The organism is Flavobacterium hibisci (assembly GCF_020026925.1).
Classification (GTDB): Bacteria; Bacteroidota; Bacteroidia; order Flavobacteriales; family Flavobacteriaceae; genus Flavobacterium; species Flavobacterium hibisci.
In genome coordinates, this window is sequence record NZ_JAIQDW010000002.1 from 221,118 (window position 1) to 239,272 (window position 18,155).

Sequence of the window (18,155 nt, forward strand, 5' to 3'; positions counted from 1 at the left end):
CAACATACAGAACAAACCAATGACAACAACAATAAGAACAAAAAAATCGACCAAAGCCATGTTATGGGTTTCAGTGCTGTTACTGAGCCTTGGCTCTTGTGAGCAATATCTGGATGTAGAGCCTCAGGATAAAGTAGCTGAAGAGCAAATGTACCGCAATGTATATGATGCCGATGCTGCTGTTATTGGGATTTATGGAAAATTTATGGGGCTTGCAAAGAAGTACGTTATCCTTAACGAAATGCGTGCAGATTTGATGACAACAACCAATAATTCTGATCCTTATTTAAAAGAACTTTCAGAACAAAATATTTCGGCAGAAAACCCATATGTAAGTCCAAAAGACTTTTATCTGGTGATTCAAAACTGTAATGACGCCCTTAAAAATTTCGACATTATGGTTGCCGAAAAGAAATTTACGCAATCACAATACGAACAGCACTATGCAGATGTTGCCTGTATCCGTTCCTGGATTTATTTGCAACTAGGAATTCAGTATGGTACTGTGCCTTACATCACAGAACCTTTGGCAAACCTAGAAGACGTTAAGAATATTAGTAAATTTCCAAGACTTTCTTTTAATCAGCTTTTGGATGAACTGATAAACTTTACTGAAGGATTGAAGTATAAAAAAATATACGAATCAGGCAGCAGCTTATTAGTAACTGTGGACGGTTATAATACAGAGAAGTTTTTCATCAATAAAGAATGTTTATTGGGCGATTTACAACTTTGGAAAGGAAATTACCTGCAGGCCGCCATGCATTACAAGAATGTAATGGAAACCGGAACACCAAAAAACGATGTGGATATGTATAGAATTAAATATGCTGAAGTTGTGACAAACAATGACTTAGCAGTAGGTTATTTAAGATATTACGAACAGGACGCCACAACATTGGTAGATAACAATACGCAAGGCTGGAGATCCATATTTGGAAGAGACAGGGATGTATTGTGGAACACAGAATGGATTTGGTCATTGCCTTTTGATAGTGATTTTGCACCAAAAAATCCATTTATCGAAATTTTTTCAAAAACAGGCGGAAAGTATTTAGCAAAACCATCTAAACGAGCAATAGACCTTTGGCAAAGCAACACACAAAGCAATGGTTTCCCTTACGATGCGCGTGGGCAAAAATTCACTTATAAAATGGTGGGAGGCGAACCTGTCATCATGAAATATATTTATAAGTATGAAGCTGCAGCCAATACCTTTAAAACAGATGGTGACTGGTTTTTATACCGTGCAGCCAAATTACATCTGCGTTATGCAGAAGCAGCCAACAGAGACAATCAACACAGAATTGCTGATGCCCTTTTAAATTTTGGCATACAAGAAGCCTATACCCCAGCAGGATACAATAATGCTACTGGAGATGCAACAGATATTAAGCAAACCAAACAACCTTTTCCATATGATTTTGATGCACGTCAGGGCGACTTTCCCTCTTTTAGAGCAATCTGGCACCGTGGGGGTGGCATTCGTGGCCGTGCGAGACTTCAGAGAGCAACTGTTGTTGGAGACAGTTTAACATCAATCGAAAATAATATCATTGATGAAGCCGCTTTAGAATTAGCGTATGAAGGAAATCGCTGGGAAGACCTGGTGCGTATTTCTTTACGTAGAAATGACCCTGCTTTTTTAGCGGATAAAGTATTTGAAAAACTTAAAGGAGAAGGAAATGCAAATGCTGCGAATGTACGATCTAAACTAATGAATGTCAACAATTGGTATTTACCTTTTAACTGGTAAAACTTTACAATAAAAGAAATAGTCCCCCAACCTATTTCTTATAAAAAACCTTAGCAAAATATCACAGCTAAGGTTTTTTGCTCTTCAGAAGCTATTACAAGAGTAAACCATTTTAAGTATGCAATCTCAAAATTGACAAATTCATTTTAGAAATTCATCACAGACTTTTTTTACTTCTTTACATTACTCGAAATCCCTTATAAAGTTGCCATTCAAACCCATAAAAAATCCTCTAAACAAACTATTTGATTGGAGGATTTTTACTTTTTTAATCTTAAAACGAAAATTCTTCTACGGCTTTTAAAGCTTTTGGCAATGCACTTTCTGCAAAATCCGGTATTGAAGTTCCTTCTACACGAAAGGTTGTTACATCTGTCATTCCTAAAAAAGCCAAAACAGCACGTAAATAAGGCTCTGCAAAATCATAACTTTTATACGGGCCTTCAGAAAATATTGCCCCTGAAGCTACAGACAAATACACTTTTTTACCCGTTACGAGTCCTTTTGGATATCCGTCTGCATAGCTAAATGTTACTCCCGCTCTTGAAATCTGATCTACCCAGCCTTTTAAAACCGCCGGAATTCCAAAATTGTAAAGCGGAACGCCTATTACAATAATATCTGCATCCATTAATTTTTGAACAGCATCATTAGAATTTTTAATGGCCATTTTTTGCTCTAATGTCTGCAGTTCGACCGGCGTAAAAAATGCCCCAATTTGTGATTCATCCAGATAAGGCAAAGGTGTTTTTGAAAGATCGAGTGTCTGTACTTCGATTTCCGGGTAGGCGATTGTCAGTTTTTCAATAACTGCGTTCGATAATTTATTACTAAAGGAAGCATCTCCCTTAATACTTGTGACGATATTCAGAATTATTTTGCTCATGCTATTTTTATTTTGTTTACTACACAAACTTATTTACATTTACTATCTCTTTTATAGTACTATCCCCAAGGATAGCGCTATCGTTGAGGATAGTAACGTAAGCAAGATCAAAATGACAAGCGAAAACACAACTACATGCGAGGATAAAACCTGTTCAAAAGAATCCTGTTTAAGTGCCTTATTACCAGTAAGGGATGCTCTGGAAGTACTGAACGGAAGATGGAAATTGCCAATACTGATTGCTTTGTCTGATCGTCCCAAACGATTCAAGGAAATCTCAAGAGATCTGGATGGAATTACCGATAAAATGCTGTCGAAAGAACTCAAAGATCTGGAAATAAATAAACTGGTTATAAGAACGGTTTACGACACTTTTCCACCAACTGTTGAATACCGCAGAACATTGCACAGTCAATCTTTGGGAAATGTCATAATGGCCTTAAAAGACTGGGGAACTTTACACCGGAAAGAAATCATTGGAAAATAGTTTGTTAGATTAAGCTTTTAAAAAGATAAAATGATTTGCTTTTATTTTAAAATAAGATCTCTATATTTGCAACCTAGTTGCGTTATTTGCTGCTAAGATTTCCAAATCGAGAATGAATAAAAAGAAATTTTTACTAATTAATCTTTTCATGTCTTTAATGGTGTTGTTCGCAATGCTTTTTCAGACTATTCATTCTTATGAGCATATTTACACGCAAATCCACGAGAAACATTGCGACCATAAATACACTCCCAATCAAAAACAGATAACGCATAGTCATGCTGTCGATACGAATTGTCCTGTTTGTCATTTTACATTCAGCACATTTATTTCAAATTCATTTCATACTTTTTCATTTCATAAACCAAACGTTGTTACTTCGGCTGTTTTCTTTTACAGCAAAGCAACCTCAACGTTTTTCAAAGGCAGTCTCTTTGCTTTAAGAGCACCCCCTGCCCTATTTTAGTTTACCGGATTTACTATTTAAATGTTGAAAATCATTCTTTTTGTTTCGGACAAAAGGCAATGTATGCTATTTCAGATATTGATCTGATGAAATCTATTTTGGCGAATAGATTCCATCAGCAAATTTGATCAATCATGTTATTTTCTGGTTTAAACAAAATCGTTTCAGTAAACACTTCCCTCTTTACATTTAATAAAATAGCTCTGGACGTCCCTATGGAACGACCTGAAACAGCTATATCTATTTAAAAAATAATAATTTTCCAAATCCATACATTATGCTCACAGCAGTAAACCTGACTAAAAAATACGGCGACCAAATTGCTTTAAACGCTTTAAATCTAACCATCAACAAAGGTGAAATTTTTGCACTATTAGGACAAAACGGTGCCGGAAAAACTACTACCATAAACTTATTTCTCGGATTTATAAAACCTACAGGAGGCGAGATTAAAATAAATGATATTTCGGTCGTTACCGATGCTGATAAAACTAAAAAAGATGTGGCTTACATTCCGGAAACAGTTATGTTATATCCAAATCTTACTGGTCTGGAAAACCTGAAATTCTTTTCTTCCCTTGCCGGATTTAAATATTCAACCGGAGAACTGACTTATTTTTTAACCAAAGCTGGTTTACAGATTACAGCTCACGATCAAAATCTGGGTGGTTATTCAAAAGGAATGCGCCAAAAAGTAGGCATCGCCATTGCTATTGCAAAAAAAGCAAAAGTACTCTTGCTCGATGAACCTACAAGTGGTCTGGATCCTAAAGCTTCAAACGAATTTTCACAGATTTTAAAAGAACTTTCGGCAGATGGAACAGCTATCTTAATGGCGACACACGATATTTTCAGAGCAAGGGAAGTCGCAACACACATTGGCATTATGAAACAGGGAAATCTGGTAACCGTTATCGAAGCCGAAAAAATCTCTGCCAATGAACTCGAAGATTTGTACTTACAAACTGTTTAAAAGGAAATCAGGATTTCCATCAACCAAAATGAAACATCTATTTTTATTTGCCTTATTATTTTTATTAGGCATACCATCTATACAATCCCAAACGATTAACGAAAAAATAAAGGATAGCATTGCCAAGGATTCTATTGAAACGGAAGTGAAGCGAAATGAACTCCAAACCGTTGAAATCATTGGCCGTTCAACCAAAAAATATTACAGCGATTATTCTTTTGCAGCGACAAAAACGGCAGCATTAAACAAAGATATTCCACAATCTATTTCGACCGTAACCAAGGAATTAATTGCCGATAAAGCCGCTTTTTATCTGGCCGATGCCGTAAAAATGACAAGCGGTGTTATTCCGGCGAGTTATTACAATCAATATACGATTCGCGGTATCAGTCAAAATGAGGAAGGCCAAATCATCAACGGAATGCGAACTCGTCAATATTATTTTTTACAGCCACTCACCACCAATATTGAACGTGTGGAAGTAATAAAAGGACCTTCGAGTGCTACGTTTTCATCAGTAGATCCGGGTGGAAGCATCAATCTGGTGACCAAAAAACCTTTGGCAACTGAACATAAAGAGGTCAGCATGAGTGTTGGAAGTTTCAGCACTTTGCGCGGAACTCTGGATTTTACAGGTCCATTAAACGAATCCAAAACATTATTATATCGTGTAAACGGTGCTTACCAGGAAGCCAAATCGTTCCGTGATCTGGTTAATAATAAATCCTTCCTGATCTCGCCATCTTTCAGTTATATTCCGAATGAAAAAACGGCTATCAATACTGAATTGATTCTGAGCGATATGAAAGGAATTCTCGACAGAGGACAGCCTATTTTTGGTGCCGTTGCCGGAGTGACAGATTTAAACAAAACCCCAATAAGTTTGAATCTGGGTGCTCCGAGTGATTTTTTCAGGTCTAAAGAAATGATTCTGATGACGAATTTCGCGCATAAATTCAGTTCTAAAATTAGTTTCAATACCTCGTACATGAAACAAACCTGGACAGAAGATCTTCAGGAACACAGAACCACTAATGCCTTTGCCGTTGACATGAATAATCAGCCTGTAACGAGCCTGGCGATGATGCAGTTTGTACAGCGTCAGCAAAACTGGGATATCGACAATTTGAGCGCTTACTTAAATTTCGATCTAAAAACCGGAAAACTGACCCATAAATTATTGACAGGATACGATTTAAGTAGCTGGAACAAAAACATAGGCGGCGGTCAAAATGCAGCCAGAGGTTATCTCTTAAATGACGGCACTGTTGCAGGTTCTTTCGTTTTGGCAAATGCTGCAAATTATCAAACAATCACTATCGACGGAGTTGTTATGCCGAAACCAAATGTAACTTATTTCAATTTGAACAATCCAAAATATACCGTTACAAGTCCGGAAGATTATACTTTGAATGTTAGAACAGCACTACCATCGGCTTTAACGACAACGAACGCTATTTATATTCAGGATCAGATTCAGTGGGCTAAATTTACCTTTTTATTGGGTTTAAGAAACGAATGGTTCAAGGATATTACGAATTATAAAGCCAACAACGAACTTACTGTAAAAAAATCGGTTTTGCTGCCAAGAGTTGGGATAACGTATGCCGTAAACAATTCAATTAATGTTTATACGACTTATCTTGAAGGCTATCAGCCACAGTCGAACACAGTGACTTTGATGCCACAAACCGGAAGTTTACCTGCCGGAAGCCAGTTTGATCCGTTGGAAAGTAATCTAAAGGAAGTCGGAATTAAAGCTACTTTCTTAAATAACACCATGAGTTTTAACGCGGCTGTTTACGAAATCAACCAGCGCAATATTTTGATGAATGCAAATGACCCCGTAAATCCTGATTTACTGGTAACAAGAGGAGCAGAAAGAAGCCGTGGTTTTGAATGTGATTTGGCAGGTTACATTATTCCGGATTGGCAAATTAACGCTTCTTACAGTTATATTGATGCTGAAATTACCAATGATCACAATGCTTCATTAATTGGCGCCAGAAAACAAAATACGCCGAAAAACAGTGCCAACTTATGGACACGTTACAATTTCAGATCTGATTCTGCTCTGGATAATTTCGGAATTGGAGCGGGAATGCAATACCAAAGCAGCAAAATTCCGTGGTTTACCAGAGATTTTACAATTCCGGATTTTACCATTTTTGACGCCGCGGTTTATTACAAACCCACTAAAAGCAACATGCAGATTGCTATGAACATGGGTAATGTTTTTAACAGAACCTATTGGCTTGGCGCGCAAAACTACCTTCGATTATTTCCCGGTGCACCACGAAATGCGACGCTTACCGTAACTTATAAATTTTAACAAAGCATGTCTTTACACGTAGAAATTTTAATTGCAAAACATTTAAAAAATTCAGCTTTTAAAAACAAGGCTGTTTACATCATCACACTTTTTATTGGTCTTTTATTGGTTTACGCCGTTTTATCAGGCTGGAAAAACTATAGAAATCAAAACGAAACCAGTGAAAAATACCAACATGAATCCCGCGAAGACTGGCTGAAAAATCCTGACAAGAATCCGCACAGAATGGCACATTACGGCAATTTTGCTTTTCGAAAAAGCACTTCACTGAGCGTTTTTGAATTCGGAATGGAACCTTTTTTTGGAAATGCTATATTTCTCGAAGCGCATAAGCAAAATACAGCCAATTTTTCTGAAGCCGGATTCTCGAACAGCATGCTTCGTTTTGGAGAAATCAGTACTGCTATGATTTTACAAATTCTATTACCGTTATTGATTTTTTTCCTCGGATTTAATTCGGTCGCAGCCGAAAGGGAAAACGGAACACTAAAACTGCTTTTGAGTCAGGGTATCAACTGGAAACAGCTTTTATTAGGCAAAATACTCGGAATCGCCTCTGTCATTATGATGCTGTTTATTCCGGCAATTCTCGTTTTGGTTTTCATCTGGTTATTGCTTCAGAACTTTAGCATTTCATTTGACGAAACCCTTAAAATGATCTTGTTCATTGGGTTTCATTTTCTATATCTGCTATTTTTTTGCGCTATTGCCGTTTTGATTTCTGCTTCTTGCAAAACTTCAAAAAAAGCGTTGGTTTCGTTAATTGGGATTTGGTTGGTTATCGCAATTATTTTACCGAGAACCACGCAGGCAATTGGCGCTTATATTTACGAAGCTCCTTCGAAAATTAAGTTCAACAGCGATATCGAAAAAGATATTTTGAAACAAGGTGACAGTCATAATCCGAATGATCCGCATTACAAAGCGATTAAGGATTCTTTACTGGCGTTTCATAAAGTCGACTCGGTTCAGAAACTTCCTTTTAATTATTCCGGTTTTATCATGACCGAAGGCGAAAAAATCAGTTCGAATATCTACAATAAACATTTGGAAAATCTGCTTCAGGTTTACGAAAAACAAAACAGTTTTTCAAAAGCAGTATCATTTTTGAATCCGTATATCGCGATGAAAAACCTGTCGATGGCATTATCTAATACAGATTATGATTCATACATCGATTTTCAAAAACAAGCCGAAACCTATCGCTATGACATGGCGCAAAAAATGAATGCTTTGCAAATTAAATATATCAGTAATAAAAAAGACAAGCCGGCCGTAATCGACAAAGATCATTGGGCTGAAGTTCAGGAATTTCATTATGAGCCCAAAGGAGTTCTGACCGTTTTAAAAAACGAAATGGTCTCTGTTGTTTCACTTTTCCTCTGGATGAGTTTGTTATTTATTTTAATCCGGTTAGCTTCAAAAAACTTAAAAGCCATTTAATATGTTAGCATTAGTATTTAAAAATTTTATCCGCTCTAAGGGAACAAAAGTTGGATTATTGTTTCTTTTGATTATCGGATTTATCAGTCTTTTAATTGGCCAGCAATTCCAGCAAAAGCAACATAAAAATATCACGGAAGCAGCGGTTTATCAAAAAGAACACATTGCCCGAAACGCTTCTTTTCATAAAGACGAAATGGGGCTTTTACTATATTATGTAAAATTTTCACTGGTCAACAAAACATTCCCTCTCAACAGTCTGGCAATTGGTCAGCGTGACGTTAATCCGTCGATTCAGAGCGTTACAATCAGAGGTCTGGAAGGTCAGAAATATGATTCGGAACTCAATAATCCGGGTAATCTTTTGTTGGGAAACCTTGATTTTAGTTTTGTACTTGTTTATCTTTTTCCGCTTCTGATTATTGCTTTTACCTATAATATCGTTTCAGAAGAAAGAGAATCCGGAACCTGGAAAATCGTAGCTACACAAAGTGATAATACGTTTTTATACATTTTAAAATTATTCTATATCCGGATTTTAAGTTTGATTGCATTGCTGACAATTATCCTTATTATGGCTGTCGTACTTTTGAATATACCATTTGACAGTTCACTTCTCACTTTTTACATCATAAGTATTTTGTACATTCTCTTTTGGTTTGCCATTTGCTTTTTTATGGCTTCGCTTCAAAAAGATTCAAATTTCAATGCTGTAATCTTATTGACGATCTGGCTGTTTCTGATTATTATTCTTCCGGCAACCATTAACACTTATATTGTAAACAAATACCCGGTTCCCGAAGCATTAGAACTGACACTGAAACAACGAAATGCCTACCACGAAAAATGGGATATGGATAAAAAAATGACTATGGATAAATTCTACAGTCATTACCCACAGTTCAAAAGCTATATTTTACCGGATACCGAATTCAGCTGGCTATGGTATTATGCGATGCAGCAAATGGGTGATGACGAATCGGCCAAACAGTCTCAGGAATTACAGAACAAATTAAAACAGCGAAATCAGGCGAGCCAGACGATTGCGCAATTTATCCCGACTTTGCATACCCAGATTCAACTGAATGCAATTGCAAAATCGGATTTGGAAAACCAGCTTTTGTTTATGGAAAAGACAAAAGAATTCCATGAAAAAATGAGGTTGTATTTTTACCCTAAAATCTTTGATAATGCTCCGGTAACCGAAGAAAACTGGTCTAAATTTAAAGTAGAAACTTTTGAAGATACTTCGAAAACCAATTTTACAAAAGCTCTTTTACCACTAGTATTGTTCAATTTTCTATTGATTAGTTTAGGCTTGATGAATTTCAGGAAAAACTATCAGATAATTTAAGGATTAATCTCAATTTAGAGGGAATTTATCTTTAAATTCTCTGTAAGTACAAGAAACCTCGCTGATTGCGAGGTTTCTTTTTTATATCTTTGTAGAGCTTCTTTAAAACACGGAAAAAATCTCCACGTTATAGTTGGCGCAATATCTGAACGACTGGCTGAACCATTATCGAATCTAGAGCGCCTATGTACAAGTTACATTAACGGTAAACAAATTTTTCTATCTTCTTTATTAAACTCAAATTTATCAGAATTCAAATTAAACGCTTCAGATAATCCTTTAATCACTGAGTACAAGACAACAGTATCTACGGTATGGAAAGGATCCCAAACAATGAAAGGTATTTTAATAATCATTCTTTCTTCAATGAGTTCACTTCCGAAAGATTCAAAAAAAAGCTTAACTGCAAACTCACAAGTCAATCTCCATCTATCATCAGCAGAATAAATATAATGATAATTATTTAATTTCCTTTCTTCGCTATTAAAACGGTCTATATCAAATACTATACTTACATTATACCCCCTTTTATTTACAATTTCTCTAAATGAATATTCTGTTTGCATATGTTAATTATTTAATCATTTTTTCAACAGTTTTTGTAGAAACTTCTGTTTTAACTTTACAAAACATTGTTTACCATAAAAATAAATTAAAAAGACTGTCTACTCCAGACAGTCTTTTTAATTTATTCATTTACTATTACGCTCTAAACAAAGCAAACTTATTATAATCATACAAAACCTTATCGTAAGGCACCAATAATTTTTCCGTTTTTTCTGAAGACTCATCAAAAGTAATTCCGTTATGTTTTCTGAACAAATAAATCTCTCTCAGGCAATTGGACAAACTCTGATGAATTTCAGAAGTAAACAATGGTAATTGATTATCTCCTACCAACAAATCAATCTGGTAGTTTGAACTGCTTTTTGAAAGATTATTACCAATTATCCTGATAGTGAATTTGGTGCTTTTTCCGTGTTGTTTTCCCTGATAATGTATTACCATGACTTATATTATTAAAGGTTAGAATTTATTTTACAGTTAGCTTAAATTGCTTTTTAATTCAACATTTAAAGTTATAAAAAAAAAGCAAAATGCTACTGTTCCTATATTAAATTATACTTTTTTTAGCATAAAAAAACCGTAACGAATTACGGTTTTTTCACAATTAACTAAATAGATTAATCAACTTTTTTCACGAGTAAAATTCATTCATAAGCACGATTAATTAACGGTAATATTGGTAATATCTTTTTCTTCAGTTATATTCAGCAAAAAAGGTTTCCCATTTTCATCTAACATAGTCATATTTAAAGCATCTGTGTCCTTTTATTTGTCAGAAATTATGTCTGTAAAAATTACTTAAGAAAACAGTAAAAAAGTAAAGTAATTTTTCGCATAGATTCGGATCAAGGAATTTGCTGCAAAATTATGTGATTTAAAACTTCAGCACAAGCAATGTCGATAAAGTGTTAATAAGTAAAAACTGCGTTTTAATACTAAAAAAAAATAAAATATCCTTCACGCTGAATTTTTAATTAAATTTGATTAACTAATTATAAAACCCTTATTTTATGGAAATTAACTTTATTACATTTTTGGCTGCTGCTGTTGTTACACTTGTAACCGGTTTTATCTGGTACAATCCAAAAGTATTCGGAACCATCTGGATGAGAGAAAATAATTTTACTCAAGAAGATCTCAGAAAAGGCAATATGCTCAAAATATTTGGCTTTACTTATATTTTCTCTGTAATGATTTCAATGGCTTTAATGTCGTTCACGATTCATCAGTCCGGAGCCTTGGGAATGATTGGCGGACCTCCTATGATAGCAAGTGCCAAACCATCTTTTCATGCTTTTATGGCAGATTACGGAACAGCTTACCGCACTTTTAAACATGGTGCTCTTCATGGTTTTATGGCGGGTCTGTTTTTTGCTTTCCCGGTTATTGGAATCAATGGTTTATTCGAAAGGAAATCATGGAAATATATCTTTATCCACGCCGGGTACTGGATGCTTACGCTTACCATTATAGGTGGAATTGTCTGTGCATATGCATAACAAAAAACATAAATTAAATCCGTTTGAAATCCAGACTCAAACGGATTTTTCTTAATAATAACTTAAAGCAAACTAGTTATTGCAAATATTATCTAATTTTGAAGAAATTAGCTTACACTCTTGAATACAAACTATTCTTTTCAAATATATAAAAGCACGTCCCTGCTGCCTTTAGAATGGAACTTGCTGGCTTCAGAAAACATTTTTTTGACACGCGAATATCTCGAAGTACTGGAAAATTCCTGTCCGGTAAACATGACTTGCCATTTCATCGGAATCTTTGAAGAAAAAAAACTGATCGGGATTGTCCTGACCCAATTTTTATTTGCAGAAAAACTCGAATCATTTGGAGAGCGTGATAAGTGCTTAAAAACTTCTGTGCGCAATTTTGCCCTTAAGAATTTCGCTTCGCATGTTTTGTTTGTGGGCAATAATATGCTCACAGGACAGAATGCTTTTTCATTCGCTAAAAACGTAAAGCAGTCCAAAGCCATTAAAACACTTCATAAAGCCATCAGTCAGCTTAAAAAAGATTTAAAAGCGAGTGGCAAAAAAGTTCACATCACAAGCATAAAAGATTTTACCGCTAAAGAAATTGAACCGCTGCAGGCCGAATTCAAAAATAATTATACATTCTCTACCCAGCCGAACATGGTTTTTGAAATCAATAAAAACTGGAAATCAGAACAGGATTATATTGATGCTTTATCCAAAAAATACCGGGATCAGTACAAACGCGCCAGAAAAAAAGCAGAAGGAATCGTAAAGCAAAAAATGGCCTTATCAGACATCCGAAAATATGAAGATGTTATTTACGAGCTCTACTTTCATGTAGCAAAAAATGCCCCTTTCAATACTTTTTTTCTCGCCAGGAATCATTTTAGCTTTTTTAAAGAAATCATGAAAGATGACTTTTTACTGTATGGTTACTTTTTAGACGAAAAACTAATCGGTTTTAATACTCTTATAAAAAATGGTGAGACAATGGACACTTATTTTTTAGGCTATGACGAGAGCATTCAGCGTGATAAAATGCTTTATTTAAACATGTTATACGACATGATTAGCTATTCTATTAAAAAAGGCTTCAAAAAAATTGTTTTCGCCAGAACTGCTCTTGAGATTAAAAGTTCTGTAGGTGCCAAACCTGTCAAAATGTATGGTTTGATCACCCACAGCAATAGTTTAATCAATCATAATATTGCGCGATTTTTTAATTATCTGGAACCCAAAACCAATTGGCAGGAGCGAAATCCTTTTAAATAAATTATATTTTTTAAGGAATCGCAATTTTCATTTGCTTGTGCAAAATATGAATTTCTAATGACTTCTGTGCTCCGCAATATTCACCGTCAATCTGAAAACTCACCGGATAATCGGTTTGAATCGTAGCTTTATCTGTAGAAATAATAACAACATCTTCTGTATCAATTGGCATATTACCCGTAATAATTTTTCCGATTAAAAATAAATCCAGGTTTTTGAGAATTACCAATTCAAATTTACCGTCATTCATAGCTCCATTTGGATTAATGGTCACGCCTGTTCCATATTTTTGAGAATTGGCAATAACAATCATTCTTGCTGTATGTTCAACTGTTTCTTTGTTTGCGGTAATTGTCGCAACAAAAGGTTCATTGGATTCTGTTAGGGTTGTAAATGCCTGCAAAGCGTATCCCCAAAATCCGCGAACGTCACTTTCTTCATAATTTTTAACCAGATCGGCATTGAGACCTAAATCGCTTAAATGAATACTTTTTTTACCATTAATACAAATCATATCCATTTCGATATAATGATTTAAAAAAGCAATTTTCAGGTTTTCTTCGATTGTTGATGGCAGGTTTAAATCAACGGATAGACCATTTGCAGAACCGGCAGGCAAAATACCAATGATAACATCGTGCTCTTCCATAGCTTCGGCTACCATTTTAATTGTACCGTCACCTCCGGCTACGACAATTCGTTCCGGACTGTACTTATTGTATAGGTCTTGTATTTTTTTAACATCATTTTTTCCGGTGGTTTCGTACACCACCAGATCAACGTTATTTGTGTCTGCAAACTCCTGTACTGACTCAATCAAATCAGATTTATCCAAGTCTCCTGAAATGGGATTTACAACGAATATGATATTCTTTTTCAAAATTTTCTATTTAAAAACCAATTAAAATAATTAAATTACAGTTACATAAATATACGGAATTAATGAAACCAATTTTACAATTATATCGCGGTTATGCCAATGAACAGGAATTAATTGTAATGGGCCATGTATTTAAACGAACGTACAACTATGATTTTCAGAAGAAAAACTTCAAAAATGCACGTTCGATTATCAATCAGTTCAGAATAAAAACGATTCAGAATTTTGACATTTACCTAAAATTTGGAGAAAAAGAAATCCATACCAAAACTTTAGATGATGGTTATTTTAAGTTTTGCATTCCGCTTGAAAAGGAATTTCATTTTGGATGGATGGAATATCAAGTTAGTATTAGATATAAATCCGAAATCATTGTTTCCAGAGGTAGTTTTATAAGACCTCACGAAGGGAACCTGGGAATTATATCTGATATCGACGATACTTTTTTAATTTCGCACACAAAAAACATCTTTAAGAAAATATATATCCTGTTATTTAAAAATGTAAATGACCGAAAAGTTTTTAAAGATGTGGTCCCACATTATCAGGCTTTGAGTTCAGCGGGAAGAAATAATAAGGACGAACAGAATGCGTTCTTTTACATCTCAAGCAGTGAATGGAATTTGTATCGGTTTATTGTAAAATTCACCAAAATCCATAAGTTGCCCAGAGCTGTTATTTTACTGAAAGACATCAAAAGGGGCATTACTGATTTTTTCATGAGCGGACGCGGTGACCACAATCATAAATTCGACAAAATAAAACATGTTTTGGAATTCTATCCGAATCTTAAATATGTATTATTAGGAGATGATTCACAACACGATCCATTTCTGTACGAGCAAATATGCAAAATATTCCCGGTTACCGTAATTGCGGTTTACATCAGACAAACAGGCAAAAGTCAAAAGTCGGAAGTCAAAAAAATCATGAAAAACTTAGAAGCTCTCGATGTTTTGGCCTGCTATTTTAAAGAAAGCAGTGAAGCGATTATGCATTCAAAATCTATTGGGATTATCAAGTAGGTTTCAGGTTCTTGTTGGAACATGAAACCTGAAACTTGAAACAAAAATACTAAGCATTGAAATTATCAATCTCTTCCTGAACGATTTCCCAATCCAGAAGCAATTGATCTAAATCTGCTTTCTTTTTGTTGTATGCTGTGAAAAATGAAGCATCTTCGATATGTTTATCATAATTTGAAGCCAGCATTTTATCATCGTGCTGAATGTCTTTTTCCAATTGTTTGATTTGACTTTCAATTTTACTTAATCTATTTTGAAGCGCTTTTCCTTTTTTCTGGTCTTCGTACGAAACTTTAGCATTTTCCTTTGTTGGAGCTGCTGTTTTTACAACATCTTTTTTCTCTACTTCACGCATGTTTTCAAGATTGCGCTGCTCTAAGAAAAAGTTGATATCGCCCAAATATTCTTTGATCTTCTGGTCTTTAAATTCGTAAACGATATTTGACATTCCCTGAAGAAAATCCCTGTCGTGAGAAACCAGTAATAACGTTCCCCCAAATTTTTGAAGTGCGGCTTTCAGAACATTTTTAGATTTAATGTCTAAGTGGTTCGTCGGCTCATCCATCAGCAATACGTTGATTGGCTGTAACAATAATTTACAAAGTGCCAAACGGTTACGCTCTCCTCCAGAAAGTACTTTTACTTTTTTTTCTACATCGTCTCCGCGAAATAAAAACGAGCCTAACATATCACGCACTTTCATACGATTGGTGTCCGTAGCAGCATCTTCCATTGTTTGTAACAATGTGATTTCTCCGTCTAAATATTCGGCTTGATTTTGAGCAAAATATCCTAATTGTACATTATGTCCTAATTTGATATTTCCTTGATATTCAAATTCGTTTACCAATGCTTTAATGAAAGTCGATTTTCCTTGTCCGTTTTGGCCGACAAAAGCAATTTTACTTCCTCTTTCTACTAATAAACTGATGTCTTTAAGAATCGTTTTGTCTCCGTAAGCTTTTGTAACATGTTCTGCTTCAATCACTACTTTTCCTGGTTCTTTAGAAACTGGAAAAGAGATATTCATTACAGAATTATCGTCTTCGTCAACTTCGATTCTTTCTACTTTATCTAATTTTTTAATCAACGATTGCGCCATAGAAGCTTTTGAAGCTTTTGCACGGAATTTCTCGATTAATTTTTCTGTTTCTTCAATTTTTTTCTGCTGATTTTTTTGAGTCGCCAATTGCTTTTCGCGAATTTCATGACGCAATTCTAAATATTGAGAATATGGTTTGTTAAAGTCGTACGCTTTTCCTAAAGATATTTCGATGGTACGATTGGTAACATTATCCAAGAACATTTTATCGTGCGAAACGATTACAACAACTCCAGGATAATTGCGAAGGAAATTTTCTAACCAAATAATACTTTCGATATCTAAGTGGTTGGTTGGCTCATCCAGAAGCAATACATCGTTTGATTGTAATAATAATTTAGCCAATTCGATACGCATTCTCCATCCTCCAGAAAAGGTTTCGGTTTGGTTATTAAAAACTTCTCTTTTAAAACCTAAACCTAAAAGAATTTTCTCTGTATCTCCAACATAGTTATAACCTCCAAGAAGTTCAAAACGGTGTGTATAATCCGAAAGATCCTCGATTATCTGCCCATATTCTTCACTTTCGTAATCGGTTCTGGTAACCAATTGATGATTGATTTCTTCTAGTTTTTTTTCTACAACTTTAATTTCTGTAAAAGCTTCATACGCTTCTTCCAAAACGGTTCTTCCCTGTTCAAAATCAATATCTTGACGCAAGAATCCCATTCTGATATCTTTCTCTTGAGAAATTACCCCAGAATCTGGTTTAAAATCTCCTGCTAACATTTTTAACATTGTAGATTTACCAGCTCCGTTTTTACCGACAAGACCTACGCGGTCGCCGGCTCCTAAACGAAAAGTAACTTCTTCAAATAAATAGGTTCCTCCAAAAGAAACGGAAAGATTGTGTATGTTAAGCATAACTTGATTGCTGTAAAATAGAATGGTTTACTAAACCATTGTTGTTTATTAAATTACCGTATCTAAAAGCTTTTTGAATATGCTTTTTTTTAATTACGATTTTGAAAGTGCAAAAGTATAACTTTTAATTGAAGTTTCGTTCCTCAAAACCAATCGCTTTTGTATTTCTTAAAGACAAAAAAACGGATTGATACTAAATATCAATCCGTTTATATAAACGAAGAATTTGTTTTGTCCTAAATTTTGAATTAAGCTTCTTTTTTTTCAGGGAACATAATAGATGCTATTACTGAAATAATCAATACGCCTCCGATTACCAATAATGAATAAATGGAATCGATATGGTAGAATGGCGAAATGATCATTTTGATTCCTATAAATGATAAGATAATTGCCAATCCGTATTGTAATTTACTGAATAGGTGAATGAAGTTATCTAATAAGAAAAATAATGCTCTAAGTCCTAAAATTGCGAAGATGTTAGATGTGTAAAGAATAAACGGATCGTTCGAAATTGCAAAAATTGCCGGGATAGAATCTACTGCAAATAACAAATCGGTAAACTCAATTACTGCCACAACTACTAAAAGCGGTGTTGCTAATTTTTTTCCGTTTTCGAATGTAAAGAATTTATCTCCGTCGTATTTATCGCTTACGCTAAAAAACTTTCTGATTAATCTTGCTCCTCTTGTGTTGTTGTAATCTTCATCGTCATCATCGTCTCCAGAAGACCATGATTTGATTCCTGCATAAACCAAGAATAAACCAAAAGCAGTCATAATTAAGTTAATATCATATTTAAATCCTTCTATTCCTGCAAGGCTTAAAAGTTTGTTTAGATAAGTTAATTCTATCAAGAATGCTCCAGAGAATATAAATATCGCTCTTAAAACCAAAGCTCCGATAATTCCCCAAAACAATACTTTATGTTTGTTTTGATTGGCTACGTCAAAAAACTTAAATACTAATATAAATACAAATAGATTATCTACAGAAAGTGCTTTCTCTATCCAATAAGCCGATTGAAACTCATAGAACTTTGCAGCTCCGGCATAGTGATATACTAAACCACTAAAAATCATGGCTAAGCTGATCCATACTAATGACCACGTAATCGCTTCTTTATTTGATACGACGTGGCTTTTTTTATTGAAGATTCCTAAATCCAGTAAAAGCATAATGACTACTGCAATCGCGAAAACGACAATTAAACCGGGATGTTCCGAAAAGATTGGGTGTTGATTCATTTTAGATA

16 protein-coding genes are annotated in these 18,155 nt (G+C 34.7%); 10 read left to right on the forward strand and 6 right to left on the reverse strand.

The annotated features are described in order from the left end of the window. Positions 1–19 precede the first annotated feature (19 nt). Positions 20–1,756, forward strand: a complete 1,737-nt coding sequence (locus K8B81_RS03310) for a RagB/SusD family nutrient uptake outer membrane protein (RefSeq protein ID WP_223678774.1) — start codon at positions 20–22, stop codon at positions 1,754–1,756. A 274-nt stretch (positions 1,757–2,030) separates the two neighbouring features. On the opposite strand, the gene K8B81_RS03315 is transcribed toward K8B81_RS03310, so the two are convergent. Continuing rightward, positions 2,031–2,642, reverse strand: coding sequence for an FMN-dependent NADH-azoreductase (locus tag K8B81_RS03315; RefSeq protein WP_223678775.1), 612 nt, complete (start codon positions 2,640–2,642; stop codon positions 2,031–2,033). A gap of 112 nt (positions 2,643–2,754) precedes the next feature. Here K8B81_RS03315 and K8B81_RS03320 point away from each other — a divergent pair, with 112 nt between their 5' ends. The 6 genes from K8B81_RS03320 (at position 2,755) to K8B81_RS03345 (ending at position 9,697) form a co-directional block, all read left to right on the forward strand. Beyond that, positions 2,755–3,129, forward strand: a complete 375-nt coding sequence (locus K8B81_RS03320; RefSeq protein WP_223678776.1) for a winged helix-turn-helix transcriptional regulator — start codon at positions 2,755–2,757, stop codon at positions 3,127–3,129. A gap of 112 nt (positions 3,130–3,241) precedes the next feature. Next, positions 3,242–3,595 (forward strand): hypothetical protein, encoded by a 354-nt coding sequence (locus K8B81_RS03325; protein WP_223678777.1) that lies wholly within the window; start codon positions 3,242–3,244, stop codon positions 3,593–3,595. A 277-nt stretch (positions 3,596–3,872) separates the two neighbouring features. Further along, the gene (locus tag K8B81_RS03330) at positions 3,873–4,568 is read left to right on the forward strand and encodes an ABC transporter ATP-binding protein (RefSeq protein WP_223678778.1); all 696 of its coding nucleotides are present in this window, start codon (positions 3,873–3,875) and stop codon (positions 4,566–4,568) included. A 28-nt stretch (positions 4,569–4,596) separates the two neighbouring features. Next, positions 4,597–6,900 carry a TonB-dependent siderophore receptor gene (locus K8B81_RS03335; protein ID WP_223678779.1) on the forward strand — a complete coding sequence of 768 codons (2,304 nt, stop codon included), beginning with the start codon at positions 4,597–4,599 and terminating at the stop codon, positions 6,898–6,900. Positions 6,901–6,906: 6 nt separating this feature from the next. Further along, the gene (locus K8B81_RS03340) at positions 6,907–8,343 is read left to right on the forward strand and encodes an ABC transporter permease (RefSeq protein WP_223678781.1); all 1,437 of its coding nucleotides are present in this window, start codon (positions 6,907–6,909) and stop codon (positions 8,341–8,343) included. Position 8,344: 1 nt separating this feature from the next. Next, the gene (locus tag K8B81_RS03345) at positions 8,345–9,697 is read left to right on the forward strand and encodes a DUF3526 domain-containing protein (RefSeq protein WP_223678783.1); all 1,353 of its coding nucleotides are present in this window, start codon (positions 8,345–8,347) and stop codon (positions 9,695–9,697) included. Between the two features lie 194 nt (positions 9,698–9,891). On the opposite strand, the gene K8B81_RS03350 is transcribed toward K8B81_RS03345, so the two are convergent. Both K8B81_RS03350 and K8B81_RS03355 read right to left on the reverse strand, forming a co-directional pair. Continuing rightward, positions 9,892–10,263, reverse strand: a complete 372-nt coding sequence (locus K8B81_RS03350; RefSeq protein ID WP_223678785.1) for a hypothetical protein — start codon at positions 10,261–10,263, stop codon at positions 9,892–9,894. 136 nt (positions 10,264–10,399) lie between these two features. Beyond that, positions 10,400–10,705, reverse strand: a complete 306-nt coding sequence (locus K8B81_RS03355) for a hypothetical protein (protein WP_223678787.1) — start codon at positions 10,703–10,705, stop codon at positions 10,400–10,402. A 569-nt stretch (positions 10,706–11,274) separates the two neighbouring features. Between K8B81_RS03355 and K8B81_RS03360 the strand changes: the two genes are divergently transcribed. Then, the gene (locus tag K8B81_RS03360) at positions 11,275–11,763 is read left to right on the forward strand and encodes a DUF1761 domain-containing protein (protein WP_223678789.1); all 489 of its coding nucleotides are present in this window, start codon (positions 11,275–11,277) and stop codon (positions 11,761–11,763) included. A 120-nt stretch (positions 11,764–11,883) separates the two neighbouring features. Beyond that, positions 11,884–13,029, forward strand: a complete 1,146-nt coding sequence (locus tag K8B81_RS03365; RefSeq protein WP_223678791.1) for a GNAT family N-acetyltransferase — start codon at positions 11,884–11,886, stop codon at positions 13,027–13,029. Positions 13,030–13,039: 10 nt separating this feature from the next. On the opposite strand, the gene K8B81_RS03370 is transcribed toward K8B81_RS03365, so the two are convergent. Then, positions 13,040–13,909 (reverse strand): diacylglycerol/lipid kinase family protein, encoded by an 870-nt coding sequence (locus tag K8B81_RS03370; protein ID WP_223678793.1) that lies wholly within the window; start codon positions 13,907–13,909, stop codon positions 13,040–13,042. Between the two features lie 62 nt (positions 13,910–13,971). Here K8B81_RS03370 and K8B81_RS03375 point away from each other — a divergent pair, with 62 nt between their 5' ends. Next, positions 13,972–14,934, forward strand: a complete 963-nt coding sequence (locus K8B81_RS03375; RefSeq protein ID WP_223678795.1) for an App1 family protein — start codon at positions 13,972–13,974, stop codon at positions 14,932–14,934. Positions 14,935–14,983: 49 nt separating this feature from the next. On the opposite strand, the gene K8B81_RS03380 is transcribed toward K8B81_RS03375, so the two are convergent. Together K8B81_RS03380 and K8B81_RS03385 are read right to left on the reverse strand one after the other, a co-directional pair. After that, positions 14,984–16,900, reverse strand: coding sequence for an ABC-F family ATP-binding cassette domain-containing protein (locus K8B81_RS03380; protein WP_223678797.1), 1,917 nt, complete (start codon positions 16,898–16,900; stop codon positions 14,984–14,986). A gap of 248 nt (positions 16,901–17,148) precedes the next feature. After that, complete coding sequence (locus K8B81_RS03385; protein WP_223678811.1) at positions 17,149–18,147, reverse strand: TerC/Alx family metal homeostasis membrane protein; 999 nt, start codon at positions 18,145–18,147, stop codon at positions 17,149–17,151. Positions 18,148–18,155 lie beyond the last annotated feature (8 nt).